General features: G+C 62.9%; 20 protein-coding genes and 1 tRNA gene. 4 read left to right on the top strand and 17 right to left on the bottom strand.

The annotated features are described in order from the left end of the window. The first annotated feature begins 230 nt into the window (after positions 1-230). Positions 231-1,667, top strand: coding sequence for a GH1 family beta-glucosidase (locus ACIQF4_RS00800; protein WP_400516293.1), 1,437 nt, complete (start codon positions 231-233; stop codon positions 1,665-1,667). Positions 1,668-1,689: 22 nt separating this feature from the next. On the opposite strand, the gene ACIQF4_RS00795 is transcribed toward ACIQF4_RS00800, so the two are convergent. From ACIQF4_RS00795 to ACIQF4_RS00760, 8 genes are all read right to left on the bottom strand, one after another. After that, a complete protein-coding gene (locus tag ACIQF4_RS00795) occupies positions 1,690-1,815 on the bottom strand; it encodes a hypothetical protein (protein WP_350002075.1) in 126 nt (41 codons plus the stop codon). A 101-nt stretch (positions 1,816-1,916) separates the two neighbouring features. Then, positions 1,917-3,107, bottom strand: coding sequence for an elongation factor Tu (tuf, locus tag ACIQF4_RS00790; RefSeq protein ID WP_056334246.1), 1,191 nt, complete (start codon positions 3,105-3,107; stop codon positions 1,917-1,919). Between the two features lie 264 nt (positions 3,108-3,371). Then, positions 3,372-5,486, bottom strand: coding sequence for an elongation factor G (gene fusA, locus ACIQF4_RS00785; protein WP_102975114.1), 2,115 nt, complete (start codon positions 5,484-5,486; stop codon positions 3,372-3,374). A 68-nt stretch (positions 5,487-5,554) separates the two neighbouring features. Further along, positions 5,555-6,025 carry a 30S ribosomal protein S7 gene (gene rpsG, locus ACIQF4_RS00780; RefSeq protein ID WP_026531948.1) on the bottom strand — a complete coding sequence of 157 codons (471 nt, stop codon included), beginning with the start codon at positions 6,023-6,025 and terminating at the stop codon, positions 5,555-5,557. A 1-nt stretch (position 6,026) separates the two neighbouring features. Beyond that, entirely contained in the window at positions 6,027-6,401 is a 375-nt protein-coding gene (rpsL, locus tag ACIQF4_RS00775; RefSeq protein WP_009358312.1) for a 30S ribosomal protein S12, read from the bottom strand. Between the two features lie 457 nt (positions 6,402-6,858). Further along, complete coding sequence (locus ACIQF4_RS00770; RefSeq protein ID WP_174176741.1) at positions 6,859-10,758, bottom strand: DNA-directed RNA polymerase subunit beta'; 3,900 nt, start codon at positions 10,756-10,758, stop codon at positions 6,859-6,861. Positions 10,759-10,875: 117 nt separating this feature from the next. After that, on the bottom strand, positions 10,876-14,385 hold the full coding sequence (gene rpoB / locus ACIQF4_RS00765) for a DNA-directed RNA polymerase subunit beta (RefSeq protein ID WP_231454775.1): 3,510 nt from the start codon (positions 14,383-14,385) through the stop codon (positions 10,876-10,878). 336 nt (positions 14,386-14,721) lie between these two features. After that, positions 14,722-15,195, bottom strand: a complete 474-nt coding sequence (locus tag ACIQF4_RS00760) for a hypothetical protein (protein WP_350002078.1) — start codon at positions 15,193-15,195, stop codon at positions 14,722-14,724. 269 nt (positions 15,196-15,464) lie between these two features. Between ACIQF4_RS00760 and ACIQF4_RS00755 the strand changes: the two genes are divergently transcribed. Together ACIQF4_RS00755 and ACIQF4_RS00750 are read left to right on the top strand one after the other, a co-directional pair. After that, positions 15,465-16,664 carry an acetyl-CoA C-acetyltransferase gene (locus ACIQF4_RS00755; protein ID WP_350002144.1) on the top strand — a complete coding sequence of 400 codons (1,200 nt, stop codon included), beginning with the start codon at positions 15,465-15,467 and terminating at the stop codon, positions 16,662-16,664. Then, a complete protein-coding gene (locus ACIQF4_RS00750) occupies positions 16,664-17,161 on the top strand; it encodes an aminoacyl-tRNA deacylase (RefSeq protein ID WP_400516292.1) in 498 nt (165 codons plus the stop codon). Before ACIQF4_RS00755 ends, ACIQF4_RS00750 begins: the two co-directional genes overlap by 1 nt. Before the next feature lie 56 nt (positions 17,162-17,217). Here the strand turns inward: ACIQF4_RS00750 and rplL are convergent, their stop codons facing one another. The 9 genes from rplL to ACIQF4_RS00705 all read right to left on the bottom strand — a co-directional run bounded on the left by rplL (position 17,218) and on the right by ACIQF4_RS00705 (position 23,754). After that, positions 17,218-17,592 (bottom strand): 50S ribosomal protein L7/L12, encoded by a 375-nt coding sequence (gene rplL / locus ACIQF4_RS00745; protein ID WP_066277893.1) that lies wholly within the window; start codon positions 17,590-17,592, stop codon positions 17,218-17,220. A gap of 75 nt (positions 17,593-17,667) precedes the next feature. Next, on the bottom strand, positions 17,668-18,258 hold the full coding sequence (gene rplJ / locus ACIQF4_RS00740) for a 50S ribosomal protein L10 (protein WP_231454778.1): 591 nt from the start codon (positions 18,256-18,258) through the stop codon (positions 17,668-17,670). A 296-nt stretch (positions 18,259-18,554) separates the two neighbouring features. Then, positions 18,555-19,673 (bottom strand): GNAT family N-acetyltransferase, encoded by a 1,119-nt coding sequence (locus tag ACIQF4_RS00735; protein ID WP_231454779.1) that lies wholly within the window; start codon positions 19,671-19,673, stop codon positions 18,555-18,557. 7 nt (positions 19,674-19,680) lie between these two features. Continuing rightward, positions 19,681-20,820, bottom strand: a complete 1,140-nt coding sequence (locus ACIQF4_RS00730; RefSeq protein ID WP_400516291.1) for a GNAT family N-acetyltransferase — start codon at positions 20,818-20,820, stop codon at positions 19,681-19,683. Between the two features lie 128 nt (positions 20,821-20,948). Then, positions 20,949-21,656: a 50S ribosomal protein L1 gene (gene rplA, locus ACIQF4_RS00725; RefSeq protein ID WP_163161877.1), complete on the bottom strand. Its 708-nt coding sequence runs from the start codon at positions 21,654-21,656 to the stop codon at positions 20,949-20,951. A 182-nt stretch (positions 21,657-21,838) separates the two neighbouring features. Beyond that, entirely contained in the window at positions 21,839-22,270 is a 432-nt protein-coding gene (gene rplK / locus ACIQF4_RS00720; protein ID WP_003803853.1) for a 50S ribosomal protein L11, read from the bottom strand. A 128-nt stretch (positions 22,271-22,398) separates the two neighbouring features. Next, positions 22,399-23,202, bottom strand: coding sequence for a transcription termination/antitermination protein NusG (nusG, locus tag ACIQF4_RS00715; protein ID WP_231454782.1), 804 nt, complete (start codon positions 23,200-23,202; stop codon positions 22,399-22,401). A gap of 113 nt (positions 23,203-23,315) precedes the next feature. Further along, complete coding sequence (gene secE / locus ACIQF4_RS00710) at positions 23,316-23,600, bottom strand: preprotein translocase subunit SecE (RefSeq protein WP_231454783.1); 285 nt, start codon at positions 23,598-23,600, stop codon at positions 23,316-23,318. An 81-nt stretch (positions 23,601-23,681) separates the two neighbouring features. Beyond that, positions 23,682-23,754: transfer RNA gene (locus ACIQF4_RS00705), tRNA-Trp, on the bottom strand. A 278-nt stretch (positions 23,755-24,032) separates the two neighbouring features. Between ACIQF4_RS00705 and ACIQF4_RS00700 the strand changes: the two genes are divergently transcribed. After that, complete coding sequence (locus tag ACIQF4_RS00700) at positions 24,033-25,250, top strand: pyridoxal phosphate-dependent aminotransferase (RefSeq protein ID WP_400516290.1); 1,218 nt, start codon at positions 24,033-24,035, stop codon at positions 25,248-25,250. Positions 25,251-25,276 lie beyond the last annotated feature (26 nt).

Here is a 25,276-nt window from a genome sequence, read left to right as displayed (position 1 = left end):
CTTGGCGCGCATACACATCCGCTATTCCATGGGGAGTGGGTTATGTTTGGTCTTCCACTTGGACCCTGACACCCGGCATTATCCGGATCGGGACACGAAGAAGCGCTTGAACAACTCATCTAGTATGCCGGAATTTAGCGACAGAAGCGAATCGGTACCTCGGCACTCCCCTGCACGCGGTCCTGCCTGACCCCATTGCCCCGGGTGATTTCCGAATGGATGATAGGGGGATGACTTTGGAGAGCACCGATTCGGCGACCGAACTGGCGGGCCGCATGCCGCCGTCGTTCACCCTGGGGGTCGCGGCCGCGGCCTTCCAGATCGAGGGAGCACTGGCCGACGGCGGGCGTGGTCCGTCAGGGTGGGACGCCTTCGCCGAGAAACCCGGCACCATCATGGATGGCCACTCCCCCGCCGTCGCGTGCGACCACTACAACAGGCTGCCGGAGGACGTCGCGCTGCTCCGGGAGCTCGGCGTGGACTCCTACCGCTTCTCGCTGTCCTGGCCTCGGATCCAGCCCGACGGGCGTGGGGCCTTCAACAAGGAGGGGCTCGATTTCTACGACCGGCTGCTGGACCAGCTGCTTGCCGCCGGGGTTTCTCCCATGGCCACTCTGTACCACTGGGACACGCCGCTGCCGCTGGAACACCGCGGCGGCTGGCTGAACCGGGAGACAGCCGAGCGCTTCGGCGACTACGCCAGCGCCGCAGGCGAGCGTTTTGGGGACCGTGTTGCCCAGTGGGTTACGCTCAACGAACCGGTCTCGGTAACCCTGAACGGGTACGCCCTCGGCGTCCACGCCCCGGGCCATGCGCTGATGTTCGATGCGCTTCCGTCCATCCATCACCAGCTGCTGGCTCATGGCCTTGGCGCGCAGGCCCTGCGCGCCGCCGGCGTCGCCGGGGGCATCGGCGTAACCAACCTGCATGCCCCAGTCCGGCCGGCAAGCCGAAAGCTCGGCGACCGGCTGGTGGCGCACCTCTATGACCTGCTCATGAACAGGATCTATGCAGATCCTGTTCTGCTGGGCCGCTATCCTGCCCTTCCGCTGTACGCCCGGCCGTGGCTCCGGTCCATCGGTAAAATTTCCGACGCCGACCTTCGCACCATCCACCAGCCCTTGGATTTCTACGGTCTCAACTACTACTTCCCGGTGAAGGTTGCCCTGGGGCGCGGCACAGCGTCAATTCCGGCGGACGTACATAAGGCCGTCGCGAGGCTGCCTTTCCACGAGGTGGGTTATCCGGAATACAGCAGCACCGGGTTCGGCTGGCCTGTGGCTCCGGATCACTTGGGGGTCCTCCTGAAGGAACTCCAGGACCGCTACGGCCAGGCCCTGCCCCCGGTCTACATCACCGAGGGAGGCGCCAGCTTCCCGGAACCGGACACGGTTTCCGGAACTTTGGCCGACGAGGAAAGGGTGAAATACCTGGCGACGCATCTGGGGGCTGCCCTCGATGCAACTGCCCCTGGCGGGATCGCAGAAGGTGTGGACCTGCGCGGATACTACGTGTGGACGCTGATGGACAACTTCGAATGGGCCGCCGGGTACTCCCAACGATTCGGATTAATCCATGTCGACTTCAAGACGCAGGAGAGAACCCCGAAAGAGTCCTTCTACTGGTACCAGTCCCTCAGCCGCGCGCGGAAAGCCCGCAACGCATAGCTCCGGTCCTGCGAGGCGCGAGCTACAGGTTCTTGTTTGCCCGGTTGATCCGCTTGGCGCGGTCGATCTCGTGGCGGAAGTGCTTCTTGGCCCAGAACACCCCGGCGACGACGGCAACTGCGATGATCAGGAAAATAAGCCAGCCCATGATGAGCTCCTTTCGGTCAAGCAACAGTATCAGGGACGGGTTAACCAAAAAGAACAGCCCCGCTGCAGTAGCAGCGGGGCTGTTCTTCAGTTCAACAAGAATTACTTGATGATCTTGGTAACGCGTCCTGAACCAACGGTGCGGCCGCCTTCGCGGATTGCGAAGCCGAGGCCCTCTTCCATTGCGATCGGCTGGATGAGCGCAACGGTCATCTCAGTGTTGTCGCCAGGCATAACCATTTCCGTGCCCTCGGGCAGGGTGATAACGCCGGTTACGTCCGTGGTACGGAAGTAGAACTGCGGGCGGTAGTTGGAGTAGAACGGGTTGTGACGTCCGCCTTCGTCCTTGGAGAGGATGTAGACGTTGGCTTCGAAGTCGGTGTGCGGGGTGATGGAACCCGGCTTGACGACAACCTGGCCACGCTCGACATCGTCGCGCTTCAGACCGCGGAGCAGGAGGCCACAGTTCTCGCCGGCCCATGCTTCGTCGAGCTGCTTGTGGAACATCTCGATACCGGTAACCGTGGTCTTCTGGACCGGGCGGATGCCGACGATCTCGACCTCGGAGTTGATGGCGAGGGTGCCACGCTCGGCGCGGCCCGTAACAACGGTGCCACGGCCGGTGATGGTGAAGACGTCCTCGATGGGCATGAGGAACGGCTTGTCGCGGTCACGTACGGGGTCCGGAACGGACTCGTCGACTGCGGCCATCAGGTCCTCAACGGACTTGACCCACTCGGGGTCGCCTTCCAGGGCCTTGAGGCCGGAAACGCGAACCACGGGTGCTTCGTCACCATCGAAGCCCTGCGAGCTCAGGAGCTCACGAACTTCCATTTCAACGAGGTCCAGCAGTTCCTCATCGTCAACCATGTCGGCCTTGTTCAGTGCGACCAGCAGGTAGGGAACACCAACCTGGCGGGCGAGCAGGACGTGCTCGCGGGTCTGTGCCATGGGGCCGTCAGTAGCGGCGACCACGAGGATAGCGCCGTCCATCTGGGCAGCACCGGTGATCATGTTCTTGATGTAGTCAGCGTGACCCGGGGCGTCTACGTGTGCGTAGTGGCGCTTTTCGGTCTGGTACTCCACGTGGGAGATGTTGATGGTAATGCCACGCTGACGCTCTTCGGGAGCAGAGTCGATCGACGCGAAGTCGCGCTTCTCGTTGAGATCCGGGTACTTGTCGTACAGCACCTTGGAAATGGCGGCCGTCAGCGTCGTCTTACCGTGGTCAACGTGACCGATGGTGCCGATGTTGACGTGCGGCTTAGTCCGCTCGAACTTTGCCTTTGCCACAGGTTCCTCCTAGAACGTTTTCAAATGACATACCCTTCAGCCGCGCTTGTCGCGGCGGAAACTCAGGTAAGTCTACTTGGGGGGCTTTGGATTGGTGAAATTGCAGATTCAGGAACTAATACTAGTCCCTCGAGCCTGTTCGTGCAGATGGCCGGAACCGGCTTGGCCGGATGGCTCCGGCCGGGACCCGGCCACCTGCACCGGCTGCGCTTGCCGGAATCGGAAAGCACACCCGAGGTTGTTCGCTACGAACAGTCCGGAAGACTATTCGCCGCGGGTCTTCTGGATGATCTCGTCGGCAACTGCCTTCGGGACCTCGGCGTAGCTGTTGAACGTCATGGAGTACACAGCGCGGCCCTGGGTCTTCGAGCGCAGGTCACCGATGTAGCCGAACATGCCGGACAGCGGAACGTGCGCACGGATGACCTTGACGCCCTGTGCATCTTCCATGGACTGCATCTGGCCACGGCGGGAGTTGAGGTCACCGATAACTTCACCCATGTATTCCTCAGGGGTGCGGACCTCAACATCCATCAGCGGTTCGAGCAGGACCGGGTTTGCCTTGCGTGCAGCTTCCTTGAAAGCCATACGGCCGGCGATCTTGAAGGCCATTTCCGAGGAGTCAACATCGTGGTAGGCGCCGTCAACCAGCGTCGCCTTGATGCCGACCACCGGGTAACCGGCCAGGACGCCGTCGTTCAGTGCATCCTGGATACCCGCGTCAACCGACGGGATGTACTCGCGGGGAACGCGGCCACCAGTGACCTTGTTCTCGAACTCGTACAGCTCGCCCTCGGCAGTGTCCAGCGGCTCGATCGCGATCTGGATCTTTGCGAACTGGCCCGAACCACCGGTCTGCTTCTTGTGCGTGTAGTCGTGGCGTTCGACGGCGCGCTTGATGGTTTCGCGGTAGGCAACCTGGGGCTTGCCCACGTTTGCCTCGACCTTGAATTCGCGCCGCATGCGGTCCACCAGGATGTCCAGGTGGAGCTCGCCCATGCCGGCGATGATGGTCTGGCCGGTGTCTTCGTTGAGGGACACCTGGAAGGTGGGATCCTCAGCGGAGAGCTTCTGGATGGCCGTGGAGAGCTTCTCCTGGTCACCCTTGGTGTTCGGCTCGATGGCAACCGAGATCACGGGCTCCGGGAAGCTCATGGACTCGAGGACGATCTGGTTGGCGGAGTCGCACAGGGTGTCGCCCGTGGTGGTGTCCTTCAGACCGATGGCTGCGTAGATGTGGCCGGCGGTAGCGCCTTCAACAGGCATTTCCTTGTTGGCGTGCATCTGGAACAGCTTGCCGATGCGCTCCTTCTTGCCCTTGGTGGAGTTGACCACCTGGGCGCCTGCTTCCACGTGACCGGAGTACACGCGGATGAAGGTGAGCTGGCCGAAGAAGGGGTGCGCGGCAATCTTGAAGGCCAGTGCGGAGAACGGCTCTTCGGAAGAAGGCTTGCGGGTCAGTTCCTTCTCTTCGTCGCGAGGATCGTGGCCGACCATCGGGGGGACGTCGAGGGGGTTCGGCAGGTAGTCGACGACTGCATCGAGCATCGGCTGAACGCCACGGTTCTTGAACGCGGAGCCGCAGAAGATCGGGTAGAGCTCGGAGTTGATCGTCATCTTGCGGATGCCGGCCTTGAGCTCGTCGATCGAGATCTCTTCACCCTCGAGGTACTTCTCCATGAGTTCCTCGGAGGACTCGGCGACGGTCTCAACGAGGTTCGCGCGGTACTCCTCGGCCTTTTCCTGGAGGTCAGCCGGGATCTCGCGGATCTCGTACTTCGCACCCATGGTCACGTCGCCCTTGGCGTCGCCGGGCCACACGAGTGCACGCATGTAGAGCAGGTCCACAACGCCGATGAAGTCGTTCTCGGCGCCGATGGGGAGCTGCATGACCAGCGGCTTGGCACCGAGGCGGCTGATGATGGTGTCTACGGTGAAGTAGAAGTCAGCGCCCAGCTTGTCCATCTTGTTGACGAAGCAGATGCGGGGAACGTTGTACTTGTCAGCCTGGCGCCAAACGGTCTCGGACTGCGGCTCAACGCCTTCCTTGCCATCGAAGACGGCAACGGCACCGTCGAGGACGCGCAGGGAGCGCTCAACCTCAACGGTGAAGTCAACGTGGCCAGGGGTGTCGATGATGTTGATCTGGTTGTTTTCCCAGAAGCAGGTCACGGCGGCAGACGTGATGGTGATGCCGCGTTCCTTTTCCTGTTCCATCCAGTCAGTGGTCGAAGCGCCGTCGTGCGTTTCGCCGATCTTGTGGTTCACACCCGTGTAGAACAGGATGCGCTCGGTGGTGGTGGTCTTGCCGGCATCAATGTGGGCCATGATGCCGATGTTGCGGACCTTACTAAGGTCGGTAAGCACGTCCTGTGCCACGGGGTCTCCTTTTGGGATTGACTACGCGTTCGCCGCCGGCTCGGTTGAGCCGGCGGCGCCCGGGAGTATTACCAGCGGTAGTGTGCGAAGGCCTTGTTGGACTCGGCCATCTTGTGGGTGTCTTCGCGACGCTTCACAGCGGCACCGAGACCGTTGGATGCATCCAGGATTTCGTTCTGGAGGCGCTCGGTCATCGTCTTTTCGCGGCGGGCCTTGGAGTAGCCAACCAGCCAGCGCAGTGCGAGGGCGGTGGAGCGGCCCGGCTTGACCTCAACCGGAACCTGGTAGGTGGCGCCACCGACGCGGCGTGAGCGGACCTCAAGGGAAGGCTTGACGTTGTCCATGGCCTTCTTGAGGGCTGCTACGGGGTCGCCGCCGGACTTGGCGCGGGCGCCTTCGAGGGCACCGTAAACAATGCGCTCTGCCGTGGACTTCTTGCCGTCAACGAGCACCTTGTTGATGAGCTGGGTGACCAGCGGGGAGCCGTAAACGGGATCTAGTACGAGCGGCCGCTTGGGGGCCGGACCCTTGCGAGGCATATTACTTCTTCTCCATCTTTGCGCCGTAGCGGCTGCGTGCCTGCTTACGGTTCTTGACACCCTGGGTATCGAGGGCGCCACGGACGATCTTGTAGCGGACACCCGGAAGGTCCTTCACACGACCACCGCGGACGAGCACAATGGAGTGCTCCTGCAGGTTGTGGCCAACACCGGGGATGTAGGCGGTTACTTCCACGCCGCCGTTGAGGCGTACACGCGCCACCTTACGCAGAGCCGAGTTCGGCTTCTTCGGGGTGGTGGTGTAGACGCGGGTGCAAACACCGCGGCGCATGGGGCTGCCCTTAAGCGCGGGAGCCTTGGTCTTTGAGACCTTAGGCGTGCGGCCCTTGCGGACCAGCTGGTTAATCGTAGGCACTCTCGTGTTCTCCGTTTTATCCGGAGTGGCCGCTTCCGGCCACTCTCCTTTGCGTTGCCCCGCCGCCTGGGCCTTGAAGAAGATCTCCAAGGCGGCGAAGGCGAAGCCTTAATAGTCGGATCGCATACGCAGGGAATGACCTGACTCGCGTCTTCAACGGTCCCTAGGCATGCAAAAATGTGGCATACGTTGCACAAGAACCCTGCAAACCGGAAACGTCGCTCTGGTTCAAGCCCTAAGGCTGGAACCGGCGCACTCATCCACTGCCACAATAACAATTGGTAACAAGTCTAGCATGGACGGCCCCTGCCCCTTAATCGGAGCCGTACTCCCCCATCGATTGCTCCGTAACTGTCGTTTTGACAGCCCAAAACGACAGTTACGGAGCAGCCGATGGTTAAGCAGGGATGGTCCCCCACCTTGCGGTGAAGGACCATCCCGTGGCTAAGACTGCCTGTTACCGGAAGTCGTTGCCCAGGTCGTAGTCATCCAGCGGGATGGCGTGGAACTCAGGAGCTCCGTCCCCACCCAGGGTGTCGTACGAGAAGTCACTGAATGCGCTGGGGCCGGTGAACAGGTTGGCCTTTGCTTCCTCAGTGGGCTCGACGGTGACCTCGGTGTAGCGCGGGAGGCCCGTGCCGGCCGGGATCAGCTTACCGATGATGACGTTCTCCTTGAGGCCGAGCAGCGGGTCGCTCTTGCCTTCCATGGCCGCCTGCGTCAGGACGCGGGTGGTCTCCTGGAAGGAAGCCGCGGACAGCCAGGACTCGGTGGCCAGCGACGCCTTGGTGATGCCCATGAGCTCAGGACGTCCGGAAGCCGGAGTCTTGCCCTCGGACACAACACGGCGGTTGGCGTCCTCGAAGCGGCTGCGCTCGGCGAGCTCGCCGGGCAGCAGGTCCGATTCGCCGGACTCGATGACCGTGACGCGGCGCAGCATCTGGCGGACGATAACCTCGACGTGCTTGTCGTGGATACCGATGCCCTGGCTGCGGTACACGCCCTGGACTTCGTCCACCAGGAACTTCTGTGCCGCACGCGGACCCATGATGCGCAGGACCTGCTTGGGATCCACCGGTCCGTTGATCAGCTTCTGGCCGACGGTGACGTGGTCGCCATCCTCGATCAGCAGGCGTGAACGGCGCAGGACCGGGTAGGCGATCTCTTCGGTTCCGTCATCGGGTGTGATGACCAGGCGCATCTGGCGCTCGGACTCTTCGATGGTGATGCGGCCGGCTGCTTCAGCAATCGGTGCGACACCCTTCGGAGTACGGGCTTCGAAGAGCTCCTGGATACGGGGCAGACCCTGGGTGATGTCGTCGCCGCCGCTGGCGGAAACAGCACCACCGGTGTGGAACGTACGCATGGTCAGCTGGGTACCGGGCTCACCGATGGACTGTGCGGCGATAATGCCCACGGCTTCGCCGATGTCCACGGTCTTGCCGGTGGCCAGCGAGCGGCCGTAGCAGAGTGCACAGGTGCCGACGCTGGACTCACAGGTGAGTACGGAGCGGACCTTGACCTCGGTGATGCCTGCCTTGAACAGCTCGTCGATGACCACGTCACCGCAGTCGGTGCCGGCGGCTGCGAGGACCTTGCCCTCGGAGTCCACGACGTCAACGGCGAGCGTACGTGCGTAGGCACTGTTCTCGACGTTCTCGTCCAGGACCAGCTCACCGTTGGAATCGGCGACGGCGATGGGCGTGACCAGGCCACGCTCGGTGCCGCAGTCCTCTTCGCGGACGATGACATCCTGGGAGACGTCCACCAGGCGGCGGGTCAGGTAACCCGAGTTGGCGGTACGCAGAGCGGTGTCAGCAAGACCCTTACGGGCACCGTGCGTGGCGATGAAGTATTCCAGAACCGACAGGCCCTCACGGTAGGAGGACTTGATGGGACGGGGAATAATTTCACCCTTCGGGTTGGCCACCAGGCCACGGATACCCGCGATCTGGCGGACCTGCATCCAGTTACCACGTGCACCGGAGGACACCATGCGGTTGATGGTGTTCATCGGAGACAGGCTGTCGCGCATTGCCTGGGCGATCTCGTTGGTTGCCTTGTTCCAGATCTCGATCAGTTCCTGGCGACGCTCGTCGTCGTCGATCAGGCCCTTGTCGTACTGGCCCTGGATCTTGGCGGCCCGCTCCTCGTACCCGGCAAGGATCTCCGGCTTGGCAGCCGGAACCTCGATGTCGGAGATGGCGACGGTGACGCCTGAACGGGTGGCCCAGTAGAAACCGGCATCCTTCAGGTTGTCCAGCGTTGCCGCGGTGACGACCTTCGGGTAGCGCTCGGCGAGGTCGTTGACGATGCGGGACAGTTCACCCTTGTCGGCAACAGCTTCAACCCAGGGGTAGTCCTCGGGCAGGGTCTCGTTGAAGAGGACCTGGCCCAGGGAGGTCTGGACGAGCGCGGGCTGACCCTGCTCCCAGCCTTCCGGAGCTTCCCAGCCGGCGTACGGCACGAAGCCTTCGAGGCGGATCTTGACCTGCGAGTTCAGGTGCAGCTCGCGGGCGTCGAACGCCATGATGGCTTCCGAAACCGAACCGAAGATGCGGCCTTCGCCAGCTGAACCCTTGCGCTTGGTGGTCAGGTGGTAGAGGCCGATGATCATATCCTGCGAGGGCAGGGTGACCGGACGTCCGTCAGAGGGCTTCAGGATGTTGTTCGAGGACAGCATCAGGATGCGGGCCTCAGCCTGGGCTTCGGGGCTCAGCGGCAGGTGGACTGCCATCTGGTCGCCGTCGAAGTCAGCGTTGAAGGCGCCACAAACCAGCGGGTGCAGCTGGATGGCCTTGCCTTCAACAAGCTGCGGCTCGAACGCCTGGATGCCCAGGCGGTGCAGGGTAGGTGCACGGTTGAGCAGCACCGGGTGTTCGGTGATGATCTCTTCCAGCACGTCCCAGACCTGCGGACGGTAACGCTCAACCATGCGCTTGGCCGACTTGATGTTCTGGGCGTGGTTGAGGTCAACCAGGCGCTTCATCACGAACGGCTTGAAGAGCTCCAGCGCCATCTGCTTGGGCAGGCCGCACTGGTGCAGCTTCAGCTGCGGGCCGACGACGATGACCGAACGGCCGGAGTAGTCGACGCGCTTGCCGAGGAGGTTCTGGCGGAAACGGCCCTGCTTGCCCTTGAGCATGTCGCTCAGGGACTTCAGCGGACGGTTGCCCGGTCCGGTGACCGGACGGCCGCGGCGGCCGTTGTCGAAGAGGCTGTCAACAGCTTCCTGAAGCATGCGCTTCTCGTTGTTGACGATGATCTCCGGAGCACCCAGGTCAAGCAGGCGCTTGAGGCGGTTGTTGCGGTTGATCACACGGCGGTACAGGTCGTTGAGGTCGGAGGTCGCGAAGCGGCCACCGTCCAGCTGGACCATGGGGCGCAGTTCCGGCGGGATCACGGGGACGGCGTCGAGGACCATGCCAAGCGGGCTGTTGTTGGTGGTGAGGAACGCGTTGACCACCTTCAGTCGCTTGAGGGCACGGGTCTTGCGCTGGCCCTTGCCGTTGGCGATGATGTCGCGCAGCAGGTCCGACTCGGCCTGCATGTCGAAGCTTTCAAGACGCTTCTTGATGGCCTCGGCACCCATGGAGCCTTCGAAGTACATGCCGTAACGGTCGCGCAGCTCGCGGTACAGGCCTTCGTCACCTTCGAGGTCAGCGACCTTGAGGTTCTTGAAGCGGTCCCAGACCTGCTCGAGGCGCTCGATGTCGGCGTCGGCACGCTTGCGCACGTTGGCCATCTGGCGGTCGGCGGAGTCGCGTGCCTTCTTCTTGTCGGCAGCCTTCGCGCCTTCACCCTCAAGGCGGGCAATTTCGCCCTCAAGGTCGCGGGCGATCGCAGCGATGTCGGAGTCGCGGTTGTCGATCAGCTGCTTCTTCTCGATGTCGTGCTCAACCTGCAGGTTGGGCAGTTCCTCGTGGCGGGCAGCTTCATCGACGCTGGTGATCATGTAGGCAGCGAAGTAGATGACCTTCTCGAGGTCCTTCGGTGCCAGGTCAAGGAGGTAGCCCAGGCGGGAGGGAACACCCTTGAAGTACCAGATGTGGGTAACGGGAGCGGCAAGCTCGATGTGTCCCATGCGTTCGCGGCGGACCTTTGCGCGGGTGACTTCAACGCCACAACGCTCACAGATGATGCCCTTGAAGCGCACGCGCTTGTACTTGCCGCAGTAGCATTCCCAGTCCCGGGACGGGCCGAAGATCTTCTCGCAGAAGAGGCCGTCCTTCTCGGGCTTGAGCGTGCGGTAGTTGATGGTTTCCGGCTTCTTAACCTCGCCGTAAGACCAGCCGCGGATGTCTTCCGCGGTGGCGAGGCCGATCTGCATGAGGCCGAAGGAGGATTCGCTGGACATATGGTCCCTGTTCTCTCTTGTTCTCTAAATTCTGAAGTCTTGGGTGCGGGATGAGGGAGGGAGCGTACCGGAATAAGACAGCGCGGGTGGCGCCGCTTTTCCCGGTACGCCCACCTGCTAGACCTCTTCTACGGAACTGGGCTCTGCACGGGACAGATCGATACCCAGTTCCTCCGCAGCCGTGAAGACTGCGTCATCAGAGTCACGCATTTCAATTGTGGTTCCGTCCGTGGAGAGGACTTCCACGTTCAGGCACAGCGACTGCATTTCCTTGATCAAGACCTTGAAGGACTCGGGAACACCCGGCTCCGGGATGTTCTCGCCCTTGACGATGGCTTCGTAAACCTTCACGCGGCCATGGATGTCATCAGACTTGATGGTGAGGAGTTCCTGGAGCGTGTAGGCGGCGCCGTAAGCTTCGAGCGCCCACACTTCCATTTCACCGAAGCGCTGGCCACCGAACTGTGCCTTACCACCCAGCGGCTGCTGCGTGATCATGGAGTACGGGCCGGTGGAGCGCGCGTGGATCTTGTCGTCCACCAGGTGGTGGAGCTTCAGGATGTACATGTAGCCGACCGAGATCGGATCCGGGAACGGCTCGCCGGAGCGGCCGTCAAACAGGCGGGTCTTGCCGGAGGAGTTGATCAGGCGTTCGCCGTCGCGGGTCACGTTGGTGGAGTCCAGCAGGCCCGTGATTTCCTCTTCGCGGGCGCCATCGAACACCGGCGTTGCAACAGTGGTCTGGCCACTTTCGCGCGGCAGGTTCGGCAGCTGCTTGACCCACTCCGGCTCGCCTTCGATCTTCCAGCCGGTCTTGGCAACCCAGCCGAGGTGCGTTTCGAGCACCTGGCCCACGTTCATACGGCCCGGGACACCCAGCGGGTTCAGGACGATATCAACGGGGGTGCCGTCGGCAAGGAAGGGCATGTCCTCAACGGGGAGGATCTTGGAGATAACACCCTTGTTGCCGTGGCGTCCGGCGAGCTTGTCACCGTCGGTGATCTTGCGCTTGGCAGCGACGTAGACGCGGACCAGCTGGTTGACGCCCGGGGGCAGCTCGTCGTCGTTGTCGCGGTCGAAGACGCGCACGCCGATGACGGTGCCGGACTCGCCGTGGGGAACCTTCAGGGAGGTGTCGCGCACTTCGCGGGACTTCTCACCGAAGATGGCGCGCAGCAGGCGCTCTTCCGGGGTCAGCTCGGTTTCACCCTTCGGGGTGACCTTTCCGACCAGGATGTCCCCTGCTTCAACCTCGGCACCGATGTGGATGATGCCGCGCTCGTCCAGGCCCGCTAGGACTTCCTCGGACACGTTGGGGATGTCACGGGTGATTTCCTCGGCACCAAGCTTGGTGTCGCGGGCATCGATCTCGTGCTCCTCGATGTGGATGGAGGAAAGAACGTCCTCGGCAACAATGCGCTGCGAGAGGATGATGGCGTCCTCGAAGTTGTGGCCTTCCCATGACATGAATGCCACGAGCAGGTTCTTGCCGAGGGCGAGTTCGCCCTGGTCCGTTGCCGGGCCGTCGGCGATGATGCCGCCAACTTCCAGGCGCTGGCCTTCGTTCACCAGGACACGGTGGTTGTAGCAGTTGCCCTGGTTGGACCGGGCGAACTTGTTGATGCGGTAGTTGGTCTCCGTGCCGTCGTCGTTAAGCATGATGACGAGCTCGGCGGAAACCTCGGTGACCACACCGGCCTTCTTGGCGATGACAACGTCACCGGCGTCGACGGCTGCGGCGCGCTCCATGCCGGTGCCCACGAAGGGGGCCTCGGAACGGACCAGCGGCACGGCCTGGCGCTGCATGTTGGCACCCATGAGTGCGCGGTTTGCATCGTCATGCTCAAGGAACGGGATCAGGGCGGTAGCCACGGACACCATCTGGCGCGGGGAAACGTCCATGAACTCGACGTCCTCGGCGGGCACGAGCACGGGCTCGCCTCCACCACCACGGGCACGGACCAGGACGGTCTCTTCGGCGAACTTCTTGTTCTCGTCCAGCGGCGCGTTGGCCTGGGCGATCAGCACCTCAGCCTCGTCGTCGGCCGTCAGGTACTGGACGTCGTCGGAAACGACGCCGTCCTTGACGAGGCGGTACGGCGTCTCGATGAAGCCGAACGGGTTAATGCGTCCGTAGGATGCCAGCGAACCGATCAGACCAATGTTGGGGCCTTCAGGGGTTTCGATGGGGCACATACGTCCGTAGTGGGACGGGTGCACGTCACGGACTTCCATGCCGGCGCGGTCACGGGACAGACCACCCGGGCCAAGGGCCGACAGGCGGCGCTTGTGGGTCAAACCCGAAAGCGGGTTGTTCTGGTCCATGAACTGCGACAGCTGGGAGGTTCCGAAGAACTCCTTGATCGCTGCAACCACGGGGCGGATGTTGATCAGGGTCTGCGGCGTGATGGCCTCGACGTCCTGGGTGGTCATACGCTCGCGGACAACGCGCTCCATGCGGGACAGGCCGGTACGGACCTGGTTCTCGATGAGCTCGCCGACGGCGCGGATGCGGCGGTTGCCGAAGTGGTCGATGTCGTCGATTTCGACGCGCAGGTCAACTTCCTGGCCGTCACGGGTGCCCTTGATGGTCTTCTCGCCGGCGTGCAGCGCAACGAGGAACTTGATCATGGCAACGATGTCTTCAACGTGCAGGACCGAGGCTTCCTTGTCGCCAAGGGAGCGGTCAATTCCGAGCTTGCGGTTGATCTTGTAGCGGCCAACCTTGGCCAGATCGTAGCGCTTGGAGTTGAAGTACAGGTTGTCCAGCAGAGACTGGGCAGCCTCGACGGTGGGCGGCTCGCCCGGGCGCAGCTTCCGGTAGATGTCCAGCAACGCGTCTTCGCGGGTCTCGGTGGCGTCCTTCTCCAGCGTTGCGCGCATGGAGTCGTACTGGCCGAACTCTTCGAGGATCTGGCCTTCGGTCCAGCCGAGGGCCTTCAGCAGCACGGTGACGGACTGCTTGCGCTTGCGGTCGAGGCGGACGCCGACCTGGTCGCGCTTGTCGATTTCGAGCTCGAACCAGGCGCCGCGGGACGGGATGATCTTCGCGGTGAAGATGTCCTTGTCGCTGGTCTTGTCGGCGGCGCGCTCAAAGTAGGCGCCCGGGGAACGGACCAGCTGGGAGACGACGACACGCTCCGTGCCGTTGACCACGAAGGTGCCCTTCTCGGTCATCAGCGGGAAGTCGCCCATGAACACGGTCTGCTGCTTGATTTCGCCCGTGTTGTTGTTCATGAACTCGGCCTTGACGTACAGCGGAGCGGAGTACGTAGCGTCCCGGTCCTTGCACTCGGCCATGGTGTACTTGGGATCAGCGAACTCCGGATCCGAGAAGCTCAGGGACATGGTGCCCTGGAAGTCCTCGATCGGGGAGATCTCTTCAAAGATGTCCGACAGGCCGGACGTCGTGGCGACGCTGAGATCGTTTTCTTCGACAGCCTTCGCTACGCGTGCCTGCCAGCGTTCGTTACCGACCAGCCAGTCAAAGCTGTCAGTCTGCAGGGCAAGCAGATTCGGAACGTCAAGAGGTTCGTGAATCTTTGCGAATGAGAGCCGGCGAGTGGCACCATCAGTGCTGTCGGCAGTGTTAGCGGTTTCGTTATTAGAGGTGCTCGAGGCGACCAAGAGGGATCCTTCCACAGACCTTCAGGCGTTTTCAGATCTCCCCCGCTGTGCACCCTGCGGAATGCTCCGCAGTGCTACCATCCGGTTCCGCTATATGACCCGGGGCCCGCGCTGACCATGCTGTGACGTTGTTGACGGCACGTTGATAGTCAGCTGCAAGGCAAAGCCCACCGCTATATGAAGGCTGAAGGTAAACAGGGAAGACGCAAATATCTACGATACGGCAAAATAACCTACATGTCTACCCCATGTCCGCCCGGAATGCAAGCACCGGTTTTGCGCCGATCCGGAACGCCGCTCCCGTGATCCGCTCGGGTGGGGCTGTGGGCAGCGGGACTACAGCCGCAGGGTGACTCCCGCGTCCGTGCAGGTCCCGGCGTTGGCAAAGACGGCGTCCCGGACCGCGTCCTGTGATTCCTGCGCGGGACCGCCGCCGGAACCGGCCGCACCCGAATGGTCAATGGCCAGCAGGCTCAAGGAGGCGAACAGGCCGCGCAGGTCACCGGACACCGTCTCCTTGGCCTCTTCGGCCCGCAGGTAGATGTCCTCATAGGCTTCGGAGTCGTTGGGCGGGACGGCCGCGTAGCTTTCGACCAGGGAGTTGAAGAGCTCGCACGCTACCTTGGTGCCATTGGCAGGGGACGACGACGGCGGCCCGGCGCTGCCGCCGGCGGAACCACTTGTGCGGGTGGAGCTTGGCTCCGGCTGGGTTGACACCGCGGAGGGTGCCTCCGAGGCGGGCACGGATACGGAACACGCGGTAAGCGCTGCGAGGGCCGCGGTTGCCGCCGTGGCGAGGATCTTTTTCACGCTGCTGCTCCAACCGTTCCGGGGCAGGGACCTGCTCCCCCTGCAATAATGTCCGCGGTCCAGCCTACGCACGCCGCCGTCGTCGTGCACGCTCAGAGAATGGGGACCTCTCCCCTCCCCCGCCTCTCCTGCCGTATGGCTGCCGCGGCGGGCAGGCTTCACCGTGGCGACGGAATGCACACAGCGCGCCAGGCGTTTGAATACTTAGGTGACCAGGGTCACGATAGCCTTGGTGGCACACACCGGAAAACGGAATGGAAGAGATAACCATGGGCAACTCCCGTGACAACACTGACGTTGTCATCCTCGCAGCAGTGCGCACCCCGCAGGGCCGGATCAATGGGCAGCTGGCAAGCTTCACCGCAGTGGAACTGGGTTCCCGGGCCATCAAGGGCGCCCTGGACGCCAGCGGTGTGGACGCCGGTGACGTGCAGGCTGTCATCATGGGCCAGGTTCTGCAGGCGGGTGCCGGCCAGAACCCGGCCCGGCAAAGTTCAATAGGTGCCGGTATCGGCTGGGACGTCCCCGCGATGACAATCAACAAGGTTTGCCTGTCGGGGCTTACGGCGGTGATCGATGCCGCACGGATGATCCGCGGCGGCGAAGCGGAAGTGGTGGTGGCCGGCGGCCAGGAGTCCATGACGCGGGCCCCGCATCTGCTTCCCGGCTCGCGGCAGGGCTGGACCTACGGTTCGATCCAGGCGCTGGACGCTGCGGCGCACGATGGCCTGACGGACGCCTTCGACGGCCAGTCAATGGGCCTGTCCACCGAGACCCGGAATCTTGCCCTGGGCATTGACCGCACCTCGCAGGACAACGTGGCGGCCCAGTCCCATCAGCGGGCTGCGCTGGCCGCCAAGAATGGAACGTTCGACGATGAAATCGTTCCGGTCAGCGTCAAGCAGCGCAAAGGCGATCCCATCGTGGTGTCCGCTGACGAGGGCGTGCGCCCGAACACCTCGGTGGACTCCCTGGCCGGGCTCCGTGCAGCTTTCGTGACGGACGGTACCATCACCGCCGGGAACTCCTCTCCCCTGTCGGACGGGGCCGCAGCCCTGGTGCTGGCATCCCGCGGCTACGCCGAGGAACATGGCCTGGAGTACCTGGCCGTCCTGGGAAAGCCCGGGCAGGTTGCAGGACCGGACAACTCACTGCATTCACAGCCGTCCAACGCCATCAAGAATGCCCTGGGACGGGCCGGCTGGACCGTTGCTGACCTTGATTTCATCGAAATTAACGAAGCATTCGGGTCCGTGGCCGTCCAGTCGCTCAAGGACCTGGACTACCCACTGGAAAAGTGCAACATCCACGGCGGGGCCATCGCCCTTGGCCATCCCATCGGTGCCTCGGGTGCACGGCTGGCCGTCCATGCCGCACATGAGTTGAAGCGCCGCGGAACGGGCAAAGCCGCCGTATCCTTGTGCGGTGGCGGGGGGCAGGGCGAAGCGCTCCTGCTTTACCGCGACTGATGGCCGGTTCACCTGTGAACGGGGCCGATGGCGCCGGACACGGACGCTTCCTGGCCGATGCCGAGGCCCGCGGCCTGGCGGTGGACATCGTGGAAAGGCCGGCCGCCAAAAGCCTCGAAGAAGCAGCCGGCATCCTCGGAATCAGCCCTGCAGACATCGTCAAGTCACTGGTGGTCAAGCACAAGGACGGTACGTTCCTTTTTGCACTGATCCCCGGCGACCGCCAGATTTCCTGGCCCAAGCTGCGGACCCTGGTCGGTGTCAACAAGCTGTCCCTGCCGCCCGCCGACGTGGCGCTGGAAGCGACGGGCTACGAACGCGGAACCATCACGCCGCTGGGCAGCACCAGCAGCTGGCCGGTCTACGCGGACGCCAGCATCACCGGGCGGCGGATCTCGATGGGTGCCGGTGCCCACGGGTACAGCGCCTTCGTAGACGCGGACGCCCTGACCGCTGCCCTGGACGCCGTCGTCGCGGACATCAGCGACCCCGGTTAAAGCAGGAAGCCCCGCCCACAAACGTGGACGGGGCTTCCTGAGGAAAAAGCGCGTTACTACTTGAGGGTAACGGTTGCGCCTGCAGCCTCGAGCTGCTCCTTGGCCTTCTCGGCAGCTTCCTTGGTTGCACCTTCGAGGACAGCCTTGGGAGCGCTGTCAACCAGGTCCTTGGCTTCCTTGAGGCCCAAGGAAGTGATGGCGCGAACTTCCTTGATCACTGCGATCTTCTTGTCGCCGGCAGCTTCGAGGACGACGTCGAAGTCAGTCTTCTCTTCAACCTCTTCAGCAGCAGCGCCGGCGGGGCCAGCAACAGCAACAGCAGCAGCGGTAACTTCGAAGGTCTCTTCGAAGAGCTTGACGAACTCGGAGAGCTCGATGATGGTCAGTTCCTTGAAAGCTTCAATGAGCTCTTCGTTGGTGAGCTTCGCCATGGTAGGCGTCCTTCCTGTTGTGGTGCTCAGCGGCACGCGGCCGTGCTTCACACCGGAGTCTGGTCTAAAAGAGAATTAGTTCTCTTCGGTGGCTGCGGCTTCGGCCGGAGCTTCGGTCTCTGCTGCTTCTGCGGCCGGAGCTTCTTCAGCGGCGGGCGCCTCGGCAGCTGCCGGTGCACCGTTCTCTTCTTCAAGCTTGAGGCGCAGGGCATCGATGATGCGTGCAGCGGCGGCAGCAGGGGCCTTGAGGACGCCTGCAACCTTGGCGAGCTGCAGCTCGCGGGACTCGAGTGCTGCCAGGGCGGCAACCTCGCTGGCGTTCAGTGCCTTGCCCTCGAAGTAACCGGTCTTGATGACCAGCTGCTTGTTGGTCTTGGCAAAATCCGTCAGGCTCTTGGCAGCGGCAACTGCGTCACCCTTGATAAACGCGATTGCAGTGGGGCCGGAGAGCTGGTCGTTGAATGCTTCAACGCCGGCTTCCTTGGCTGCAATGGCGGTCAGGGTGTTCTTGACGACCGCGAACTTGGTGTCCTGGCCGAGAGAAACACGCAGCTGCTTGAGCTGTGCAACGGTGAGCCCGCGGTATTCGGTCAGGACAGCGGCGTTCGATTCCTTGAAATCGTTGGTGATCTCAGCTACTGCTGAAACCTTGATAGGCGTTGCCATAACCCTCCTTCCGGGGATAGTGCCGGTATTCGACGGTCCCCGCTCGGATGAGCTAAAACTAAAAACGCCCCGCGCAGATGCACGGGGCTTGGCTCAACACAGGTATCCCGTGGAGCTTTGCTTCGTTCACCTGCGCCGGCCGCCCTGCGTTGAGGGTCCTTCGTCCGGAAATCCGCTTCAGTCCCCCGCGCACAACTACAGAGTTGAGCTATGTTCAAGGGAGTGGATTTCCAACAACCGACGGTCTTTGGTCATCCCAGTCTACGGGAGGTCCCGCCGCTGCGCCAAATCGGCAGTCAGCTGTTGCTGGTGCCAAGGTGCGGAAGCTCCTTTTGCCATATCCCCGTCACGCCCGCGGTCCGGAATCCCAACTGCTGGTTGACGGTCAGGAGGTACCGGTTTTCCGGGGCGTTCCAGGTGTAGATGACCCGGGCGTCCGGAAACTGCTCAGTCAGCCGCTCCATGTTCGCCACCTTGATCAGGAGCCCCAGCTTGTTCCCGCGGTGCTCCTGCAGGACCAGCGTATCGTCCTGGAAAACCACGTCCGCGCGGTGAGCAAGCACCGTGATGGTGGTCAGGCCCACCAGCGCCCCGCTGGCGAGATGCTCGACGGCGGTGACCACCGTCCGCCTGCCCTGCGCAATGGCCACATCTTCGGCCTCCCGGAGGATGGCGCCGTCGAACACCATGTCCTGCTCCACCGGCACGTGCAGTGACGGATCGACGTCGGCCCCGGCCTGGTTTTCAAGGACAGCTACGGCCTCCAGCCAGCGGTCCGGGCACCGGTCCGTCCAATGGTGCAGCCGGTACCTGCCGTTGTTTGCTTCCTCCGCTTCGGCCTGCAGGTCCGCCACCAGCTTCGAGTCCAGTGGCAGCAGGCACGAACTGAACTGCTCAATGTGCTGCAGGGTGTAGCCGGTGCGCTGGGCGAACTCCACTTCGCGGCTCTCCAGCGGCACGAAGCCCTGCCCCGATCCGGGGACCAGCTGGGCGCGCTCGAATTCGTGAAGGGATGCGCCCGGATGGTTGGTATCCACCAGGATCATGGTGCGGCCCTCATTGCGGGCCAGTTGCTCCGCTGCCTGGAGCAACCGCCTACCGACGCCCTGGCGCTGGAACTCGGGCAGGATGTCCAGCGTGAACTCCGCGAGGTCCAGGTTGTCCGTGAGGGGCAGCGCGATATCAACGGTGCCCACGATCTCCCCGTCCACCTTGGCTACGAGGATCAGCTGCCGCTCATAGGGATCCGCGAACTCAAGAAGCTTTTCCAAGGGGCCGTAGGCAAGGTCGTCGCTGCCCCAGGTCTGCATGCGGACTTTTCGTCCCACTTCGACGGCGGCAAGGAAGTCCGCTGCGTCCGGTGCCTCAAGTGAATCAGGGATCCAGAGCTGCTCGATCTTCACGTCTTGTGCCATTGGCGCATCATCCCAGCCGTTTCTGCCACTCACCTTCATAACCAGCAGGCCTGAATCCAAGGGCAACATTAATGGCCAGCATATGTTGGTTTTCACTGGCGTTCCATGTCAACACAGAATGCGCCGAAGGCCATTTGGCCTGGGCACGGCGCAGATTTGCAACCTTGATGAGCAAGCCGAGCCGGTGTCCGCGGTGTCTCGCCGTCACCAGGGTGTCCTGCTGGGCGATGGAGGCAGGCACTCCGGGCCGCCAATTGAGGACCGTGTAGGCAACCAGTTCCCCGGTAGCGCGGTGCACTGCGGCGGTCACGGCGGACTGGACGCCGCCGCGGGCCGTCGTCCGTTCCTCATCCCGCACCCGGGCAGCGTCCCAGTCCTCCCCCTCCCAGTCCATCCCGGCGATGGGGACATCCGTGCTCATCCGTGTTTTGAGAAGCGCGTACGCATCCACCAGGTCTTCAGGACAGGCGTCGTCCCATCCCGTGATGCCGTAGTCCCGCGCCCCGGCTGACGCTTCCGCTTCCAGCCGGTCCAGCAGTTCCGGCGCCACGGGAAGCTCCAGCCGGCTGGAGCGTTCCACCTGCTCCAGCTCGTAGCCGGACGCGGCAGCGAAGGCCACCGCCGGTTCAGCCAATGGAAGGCCTCCGGCACCGGACTTGGCCGGGACCAGGGCGGAGCTATCCGCGGCGGCAAGCGGAACCTCGTGGTAGCCGTAGAGGGATGTCCTGCCCCCTGACCTCGCAATGGATTCGGCATGCCACAGAAGAGTGCTGCCCAGTCCCTGGCGCCGGTAGGCCGACCCAACCAGTACGTCGATGCCGGCAGTGTGCGTGTTCTCCCGGAGCGGGAGTTCCACGGAGCACGTACCAACGGCCTTCCCGTTCAGCCTCGCCAGGTAGAGCTGGCGCTCCTCGTACTCGCTGCCCCGCCAGAACTCGGCAGCTTCCGGCAGGGTGGGGCAACGGTCCAGGTTGCCCCACAGGGCAAGGTCGTGCTCCACCCGCAGGGCGTGGCACTCCTCGAAGTCTGCTGTATATCCTGCAGAACCGGCGATGGTGCCGCTGCCCGGTTCATGCAGCACTTCAACGGCCGAAAGTGCTGGTGCGGCGGGGTTCGCTGGGAAGGTATCCAGCGTCGGGTCAGCCATTCCTACAGCTTAGGCAGAAGCTCCAGCCGCGGGGATAGGCCTCGGAGCTTAAACAAAACCGCCCGGCACGGGTGCCGGGCGGTTTTATTGCGGCGGAAGATTCCGCTGCAGGGGCTTCAAACGAGGATTTAGGCCTCGGTGAGAACCTTGGTGACGTTCGGGTCAACGGAGATGCCGGGACCGAACGTGGTGGCAACGGTGGCCTTCTGGATGTAGCGGCCCTTCGAAGCGGACGGCTTCAGGCGAAGCACCTCTTCCAGTGCTGCTGCGTAGTTCTCCGCCAGCTTGATGGCGTCAAAGGAGACCTTGCCGATGATGAAGTGCAGGTTGGAGTGCTTGTCGACGCGGAAGTCGATCTTTCCACCCTTGATGTCGTTGACGGCCTTGGTGACGTCGGGGGTCACGGTGCCCGTCTTCGGGTTCGGCATCAGGTTACGCGGACCCAGGACCTTGCCGAGGCGGCCAACCTTACCCATGAGGTCAGGGGTGGCGACGGCGGCATCGAAGTCGGTCCAGCCGGCGGCGATCTTTTCGATCAGGTCGTCGGAACCAACGAAGTCGGCGCCGGCAGCGATTGCTGCTTCAGCCTTGTCACCGGTGGCGAAAACCAGGACGCGGGCGGTCTTACCGGTGCCGTGGGGCAGGTTGACGGTGCCGCGGACCATCTGGTCAGCCTTGCGGGGGTCGACGCCGAGGCGGAATGCAACCTCAACGGTGGCGTCGAACTTGGACGGGTTGGTGTCCTTGGCGAGGGTTACTGCCTCGAACGGCGCGTAGAACTTCTCCGCGTCGATCTTGGCGGCTGCTGCCTCATATGCTTTGCTGCGCTTTGCCATGCTGCTTATTTCTCCTTGTGCAGTTGTGGTCTGCGGACCGCGCTGGGCCCTGCCACAGTTGGTGGACGGGCTCGTTATCCGTGCCCGGTTCCCAACATCTCAGTTTTGGTGGTGCCGGTGTCCCGGCGGTGCCGCCCGTCGTCGTGATCGGTTACCCGACCCGGCACAGGCAGCGAAGGCGATTAGCCTTCGACGGTGATGCCCATGGAGCGGGCGGTGCCGGCGATGATCTTCGCTGCGCCTTCGAGGCTGGTGGCGTTGAGGTCTTCCATCTTGGTGGAGGCGATCTCGTTGACCTGGGCCTGGGTCAGCTTCGCAACCTTGACGGTGTGCGGGGTTGCTGAACCCTTGGCGACGCCTGCAGCCTTCTTGATGAGCTCTGCAGCCGGCGGGGTCTTGGTGATGAACGTGAAGGAACGGTCCTCGTAGACCGTGATTTCCACGGGGATGACGTTTCCGCGCTGGGCTTCCGTCGCAGCGTTGTACGCCTTGCAGAATTCCATGATGTTGACACCGTGCTGGCCAAGCGCAGGACCGATCGGCGGGGCCGGGTTAGCGGCACCTGCCTGGATCTGCAGCTTGATGAGGCCGGTGACCTTCTTCTTGGGAGCCAATGTAGGGTCCTTCTCTCAATAACGTCCTGGGGCACAGGAGCGTGCCTCAGGTTTGTGGCCGCCATGGCGAGGCGGCCGGCCGTTCCGGTGCTGCTAAGCGGGCAGCCCCGGGACGAATTCTTGGGTGGTCAGATCTTGGTGACCTGGTTGAACGCCAGGGTAACCGGCGTTTCGCGCTCGAAGATGGACACCAGCACCACGAGGGTCTGGGATTCGACCTTGATCTCGGAGATGGTGGCCGGAAGGGTTTCGAACGGGCCCTCCTTGACGATGACGGACTCGCCAACTTCGAAGTCCACGTCCACGGGGGCCTGGTTCTGCTTGTTGACCGGCTTGCCCTTCTCGGCCTGCTCTTCCTCGAAGACCGGGGCGAGCATGGAGAAGACCTCGTCCAGGCGCAGCGGCACGGGGTTGTGGGCGTTGCCCACGAAGCCGGTGACACCCGGGGTGTGGCGGACGGCGCCCCACGAGGCGTCGGTCAGGTCCATGCGGACCAGTACGTAGCCGGGGATGCGGACGCGGTTGATGACCTTGCGCTGAGCGTTCTTGATCTCAACGACTTCTTCCATGGGCACCTGGATTTCGAAGATGTAATCTTCCATGTCCAGGGTCTGGATGCGGGTTTCCAGGTTGGCCTTCACGCGGTTTTCGTAACCGGCGTAGGAGTGGATGACGTACCAGTCACCTTCCTGGCGGCGCAGCTTGGCCTTGAACTCCTCTGCGGGGTCAACGTCTGCTTTGGCGGCGGCAGCGGCGAGGGCGTCAGTGGACTCCTCTTCGGAGCCGGCGTCTGCCTCTGCGTCAAAGTCGGAACCGGCGTCATCGGATTCGGGCGCGGAGGACTCAACCTCAGACTCGTCACCGGCTTCTGCCGTGACGTCCGCGGACTCTTCCAGCTCAGTCTCGGTTACCTCGAGCTCCTGCTCAGACACTTGGTCTCCTGCTTCCTCATTGCCTAACATGCCTATTTAAATGGCTCAATTCCGCACACCGGTGTTCCGTCCGGGAATCCCGGAGGAACACGCGGCCTGCGGACTGTGCAGCGTTAGCTGTCCGTGGTGCCGGTCCCGCCGAAGACCCAGCCGACGGCGGTTCCAAAACCGATGTCCAGCAGGCTGACGATGACCATCATGATGCCCACGAACACCAGCACCACGAGCGTGTAATTGATCAGTTCCTTGCGGGTGGGTGCAACAACCTTCTTCAGTTCGCCGATGATCTGGCGGATGAAGAGTGCAATGCGGGCGAAGAAGTTTGCCTTGGCGTCCTTCTTAGCTGGGCGGCCCTTGGAGCTGCTGGCAGCTGTTTCGGTCACCTGGTCCTCGCTCATCTTTGCAATGTTGGATTACCCGGCCCTGATCAGAACCATGGTTGCTGCGCTTGCCCCGGATTTTCGCCCGGGGCGCTTGCGCAGGGCAGACAGGACTCGAACCTGCAACCTGCGGTTTTGGAGACCGCTGCGCTACCAATTGCGCCACTACCCTATGGAGTGAATTCCACCATCTGACCACGAAGCACCAGTTTGCACTGGGGCGCACGTCATCATCCGTGTTTTCAACACCGGTGAACCAGTCTACGCAACAACTTCGTGTTCGTCGAACCGGCCCATTTCCGGCCCTCCCTGATGGCCTGCCTGACGTTTGACCGGAACACAGTCACAAATCAAAAGCGGCAACCCGGAGGGTCCGGTGAACAGCATAGAGTAGAACTCGTCGAATCCCACATTCCAGCCGCCAGGCTGCAAGCGAAGAACGGACCTGCCATGTCTGCCGCCCGCGTTTCCCAGCGCATTTCCGCAATAGCCGAATCCGCAACCCTTGCCGTTGACGCCAAGGCGAAGGCGCTAAAGGCAGCAGGCCGGCCGGTCATTGGGTTCGGCGCGGGCGAGCCCGACTTCCCCACCCCGGACTACATCGTCCAGGCTGCGATCGAAGCGGCAAGCCAGCCGAAGTACCACCGGTACTCCCCCGCCGGCGGGCTGCCCGAGCTGAAGAAAGCGATCGCGGAGAAGACGTTGCGGGACTCCGGCTACACTGTGGACCCTTCCCAGGTCCTTGTAACCAACGGCGGCAAGCAGGCTGTCTACAACACCTTTGCCACCCTTGTTGACCCGGGCGACGAAGTCATCGTGCCCACCCCGTTCTGGACCACCTACCCGGAGGCCATCCGCCTCGCCGGCGGTGTGCCCGTCGAGGTTTTCGCCGGCCCTGAACAGGACTACCTGGTGACTGTGGAACAGCTTGAAGCAGCCGTCACGGACAAGACCAAGATCCTGCTGTTTGTCTCGCCGTCGAACCCCACCGGTTCTGTCTACTCGCCTGAGCAGGTAGCGGAGATCGGCAAGTGGGCAGCAGAAAAGGGCCTGTGGGTGGTCACCGACGAGATCTATGAGCACCTGACCTACGACGGCGTTCCCTTCACCTCTATCGCCACCGCCGCACCGGAGCTGGGCGACAAAGTGGTCATCCTCAACGGCGTTGCCAAGACCTATGCCATGACCGGCTGGCGAGTGGGCTGGATGATCGGTCCGGCCGACGTCATCAAGGCCGCCACCAACCTCCAGTCGCACGCCACGTCGAACGTCTCCAACATCATGCAGATCGCTGCCCTGGCCGCTGTTTCGGGGCCGCTGACCGCCGTTGACGAGATGAAGGTCGCCTTTGACCGCCGCCGCAAGGCCATCGTCGCCGGCCTGAACGCGATTGAGGGAGTGGAATGCCCGACGCCGAAGGGCGCCTTCTACGTCTACGCGGACGTCCGCGCGCTGCTGGGCAAGGAATTCCCGACGGCGTCCGGCACCGCCACGCCGCAGACCTCTGCCGAGCTTGCGGCGTTGATCCTGGATGAGGTTGAGGTGGCAGTGGTTCCGGGCGAGGCATTCGGCCCTTCCGGCTACCTGCGCCTTTCCTACGCCCTCGGCGACGACGACCTCGCGACCGGCGTGCAGCGGCTGCAGGACTTCCTGGGCAAGGCCCAGTAGGACGCTCTCTCACTTAACGCAAGAAA

Source organism: Pseudarthrobacter sp. NPDC092202, assembly GCF_044755505.1.
Lineage (GTDB): Bacteria > Actinomycetota > Actinomycetes > Actinomycetales > Micrococcaceae > Arthrobacter.
Note: the sequence above shows the minus strand (reverse complement) of the source record. Positions and strands in the feature narration are given on the sequence as shown.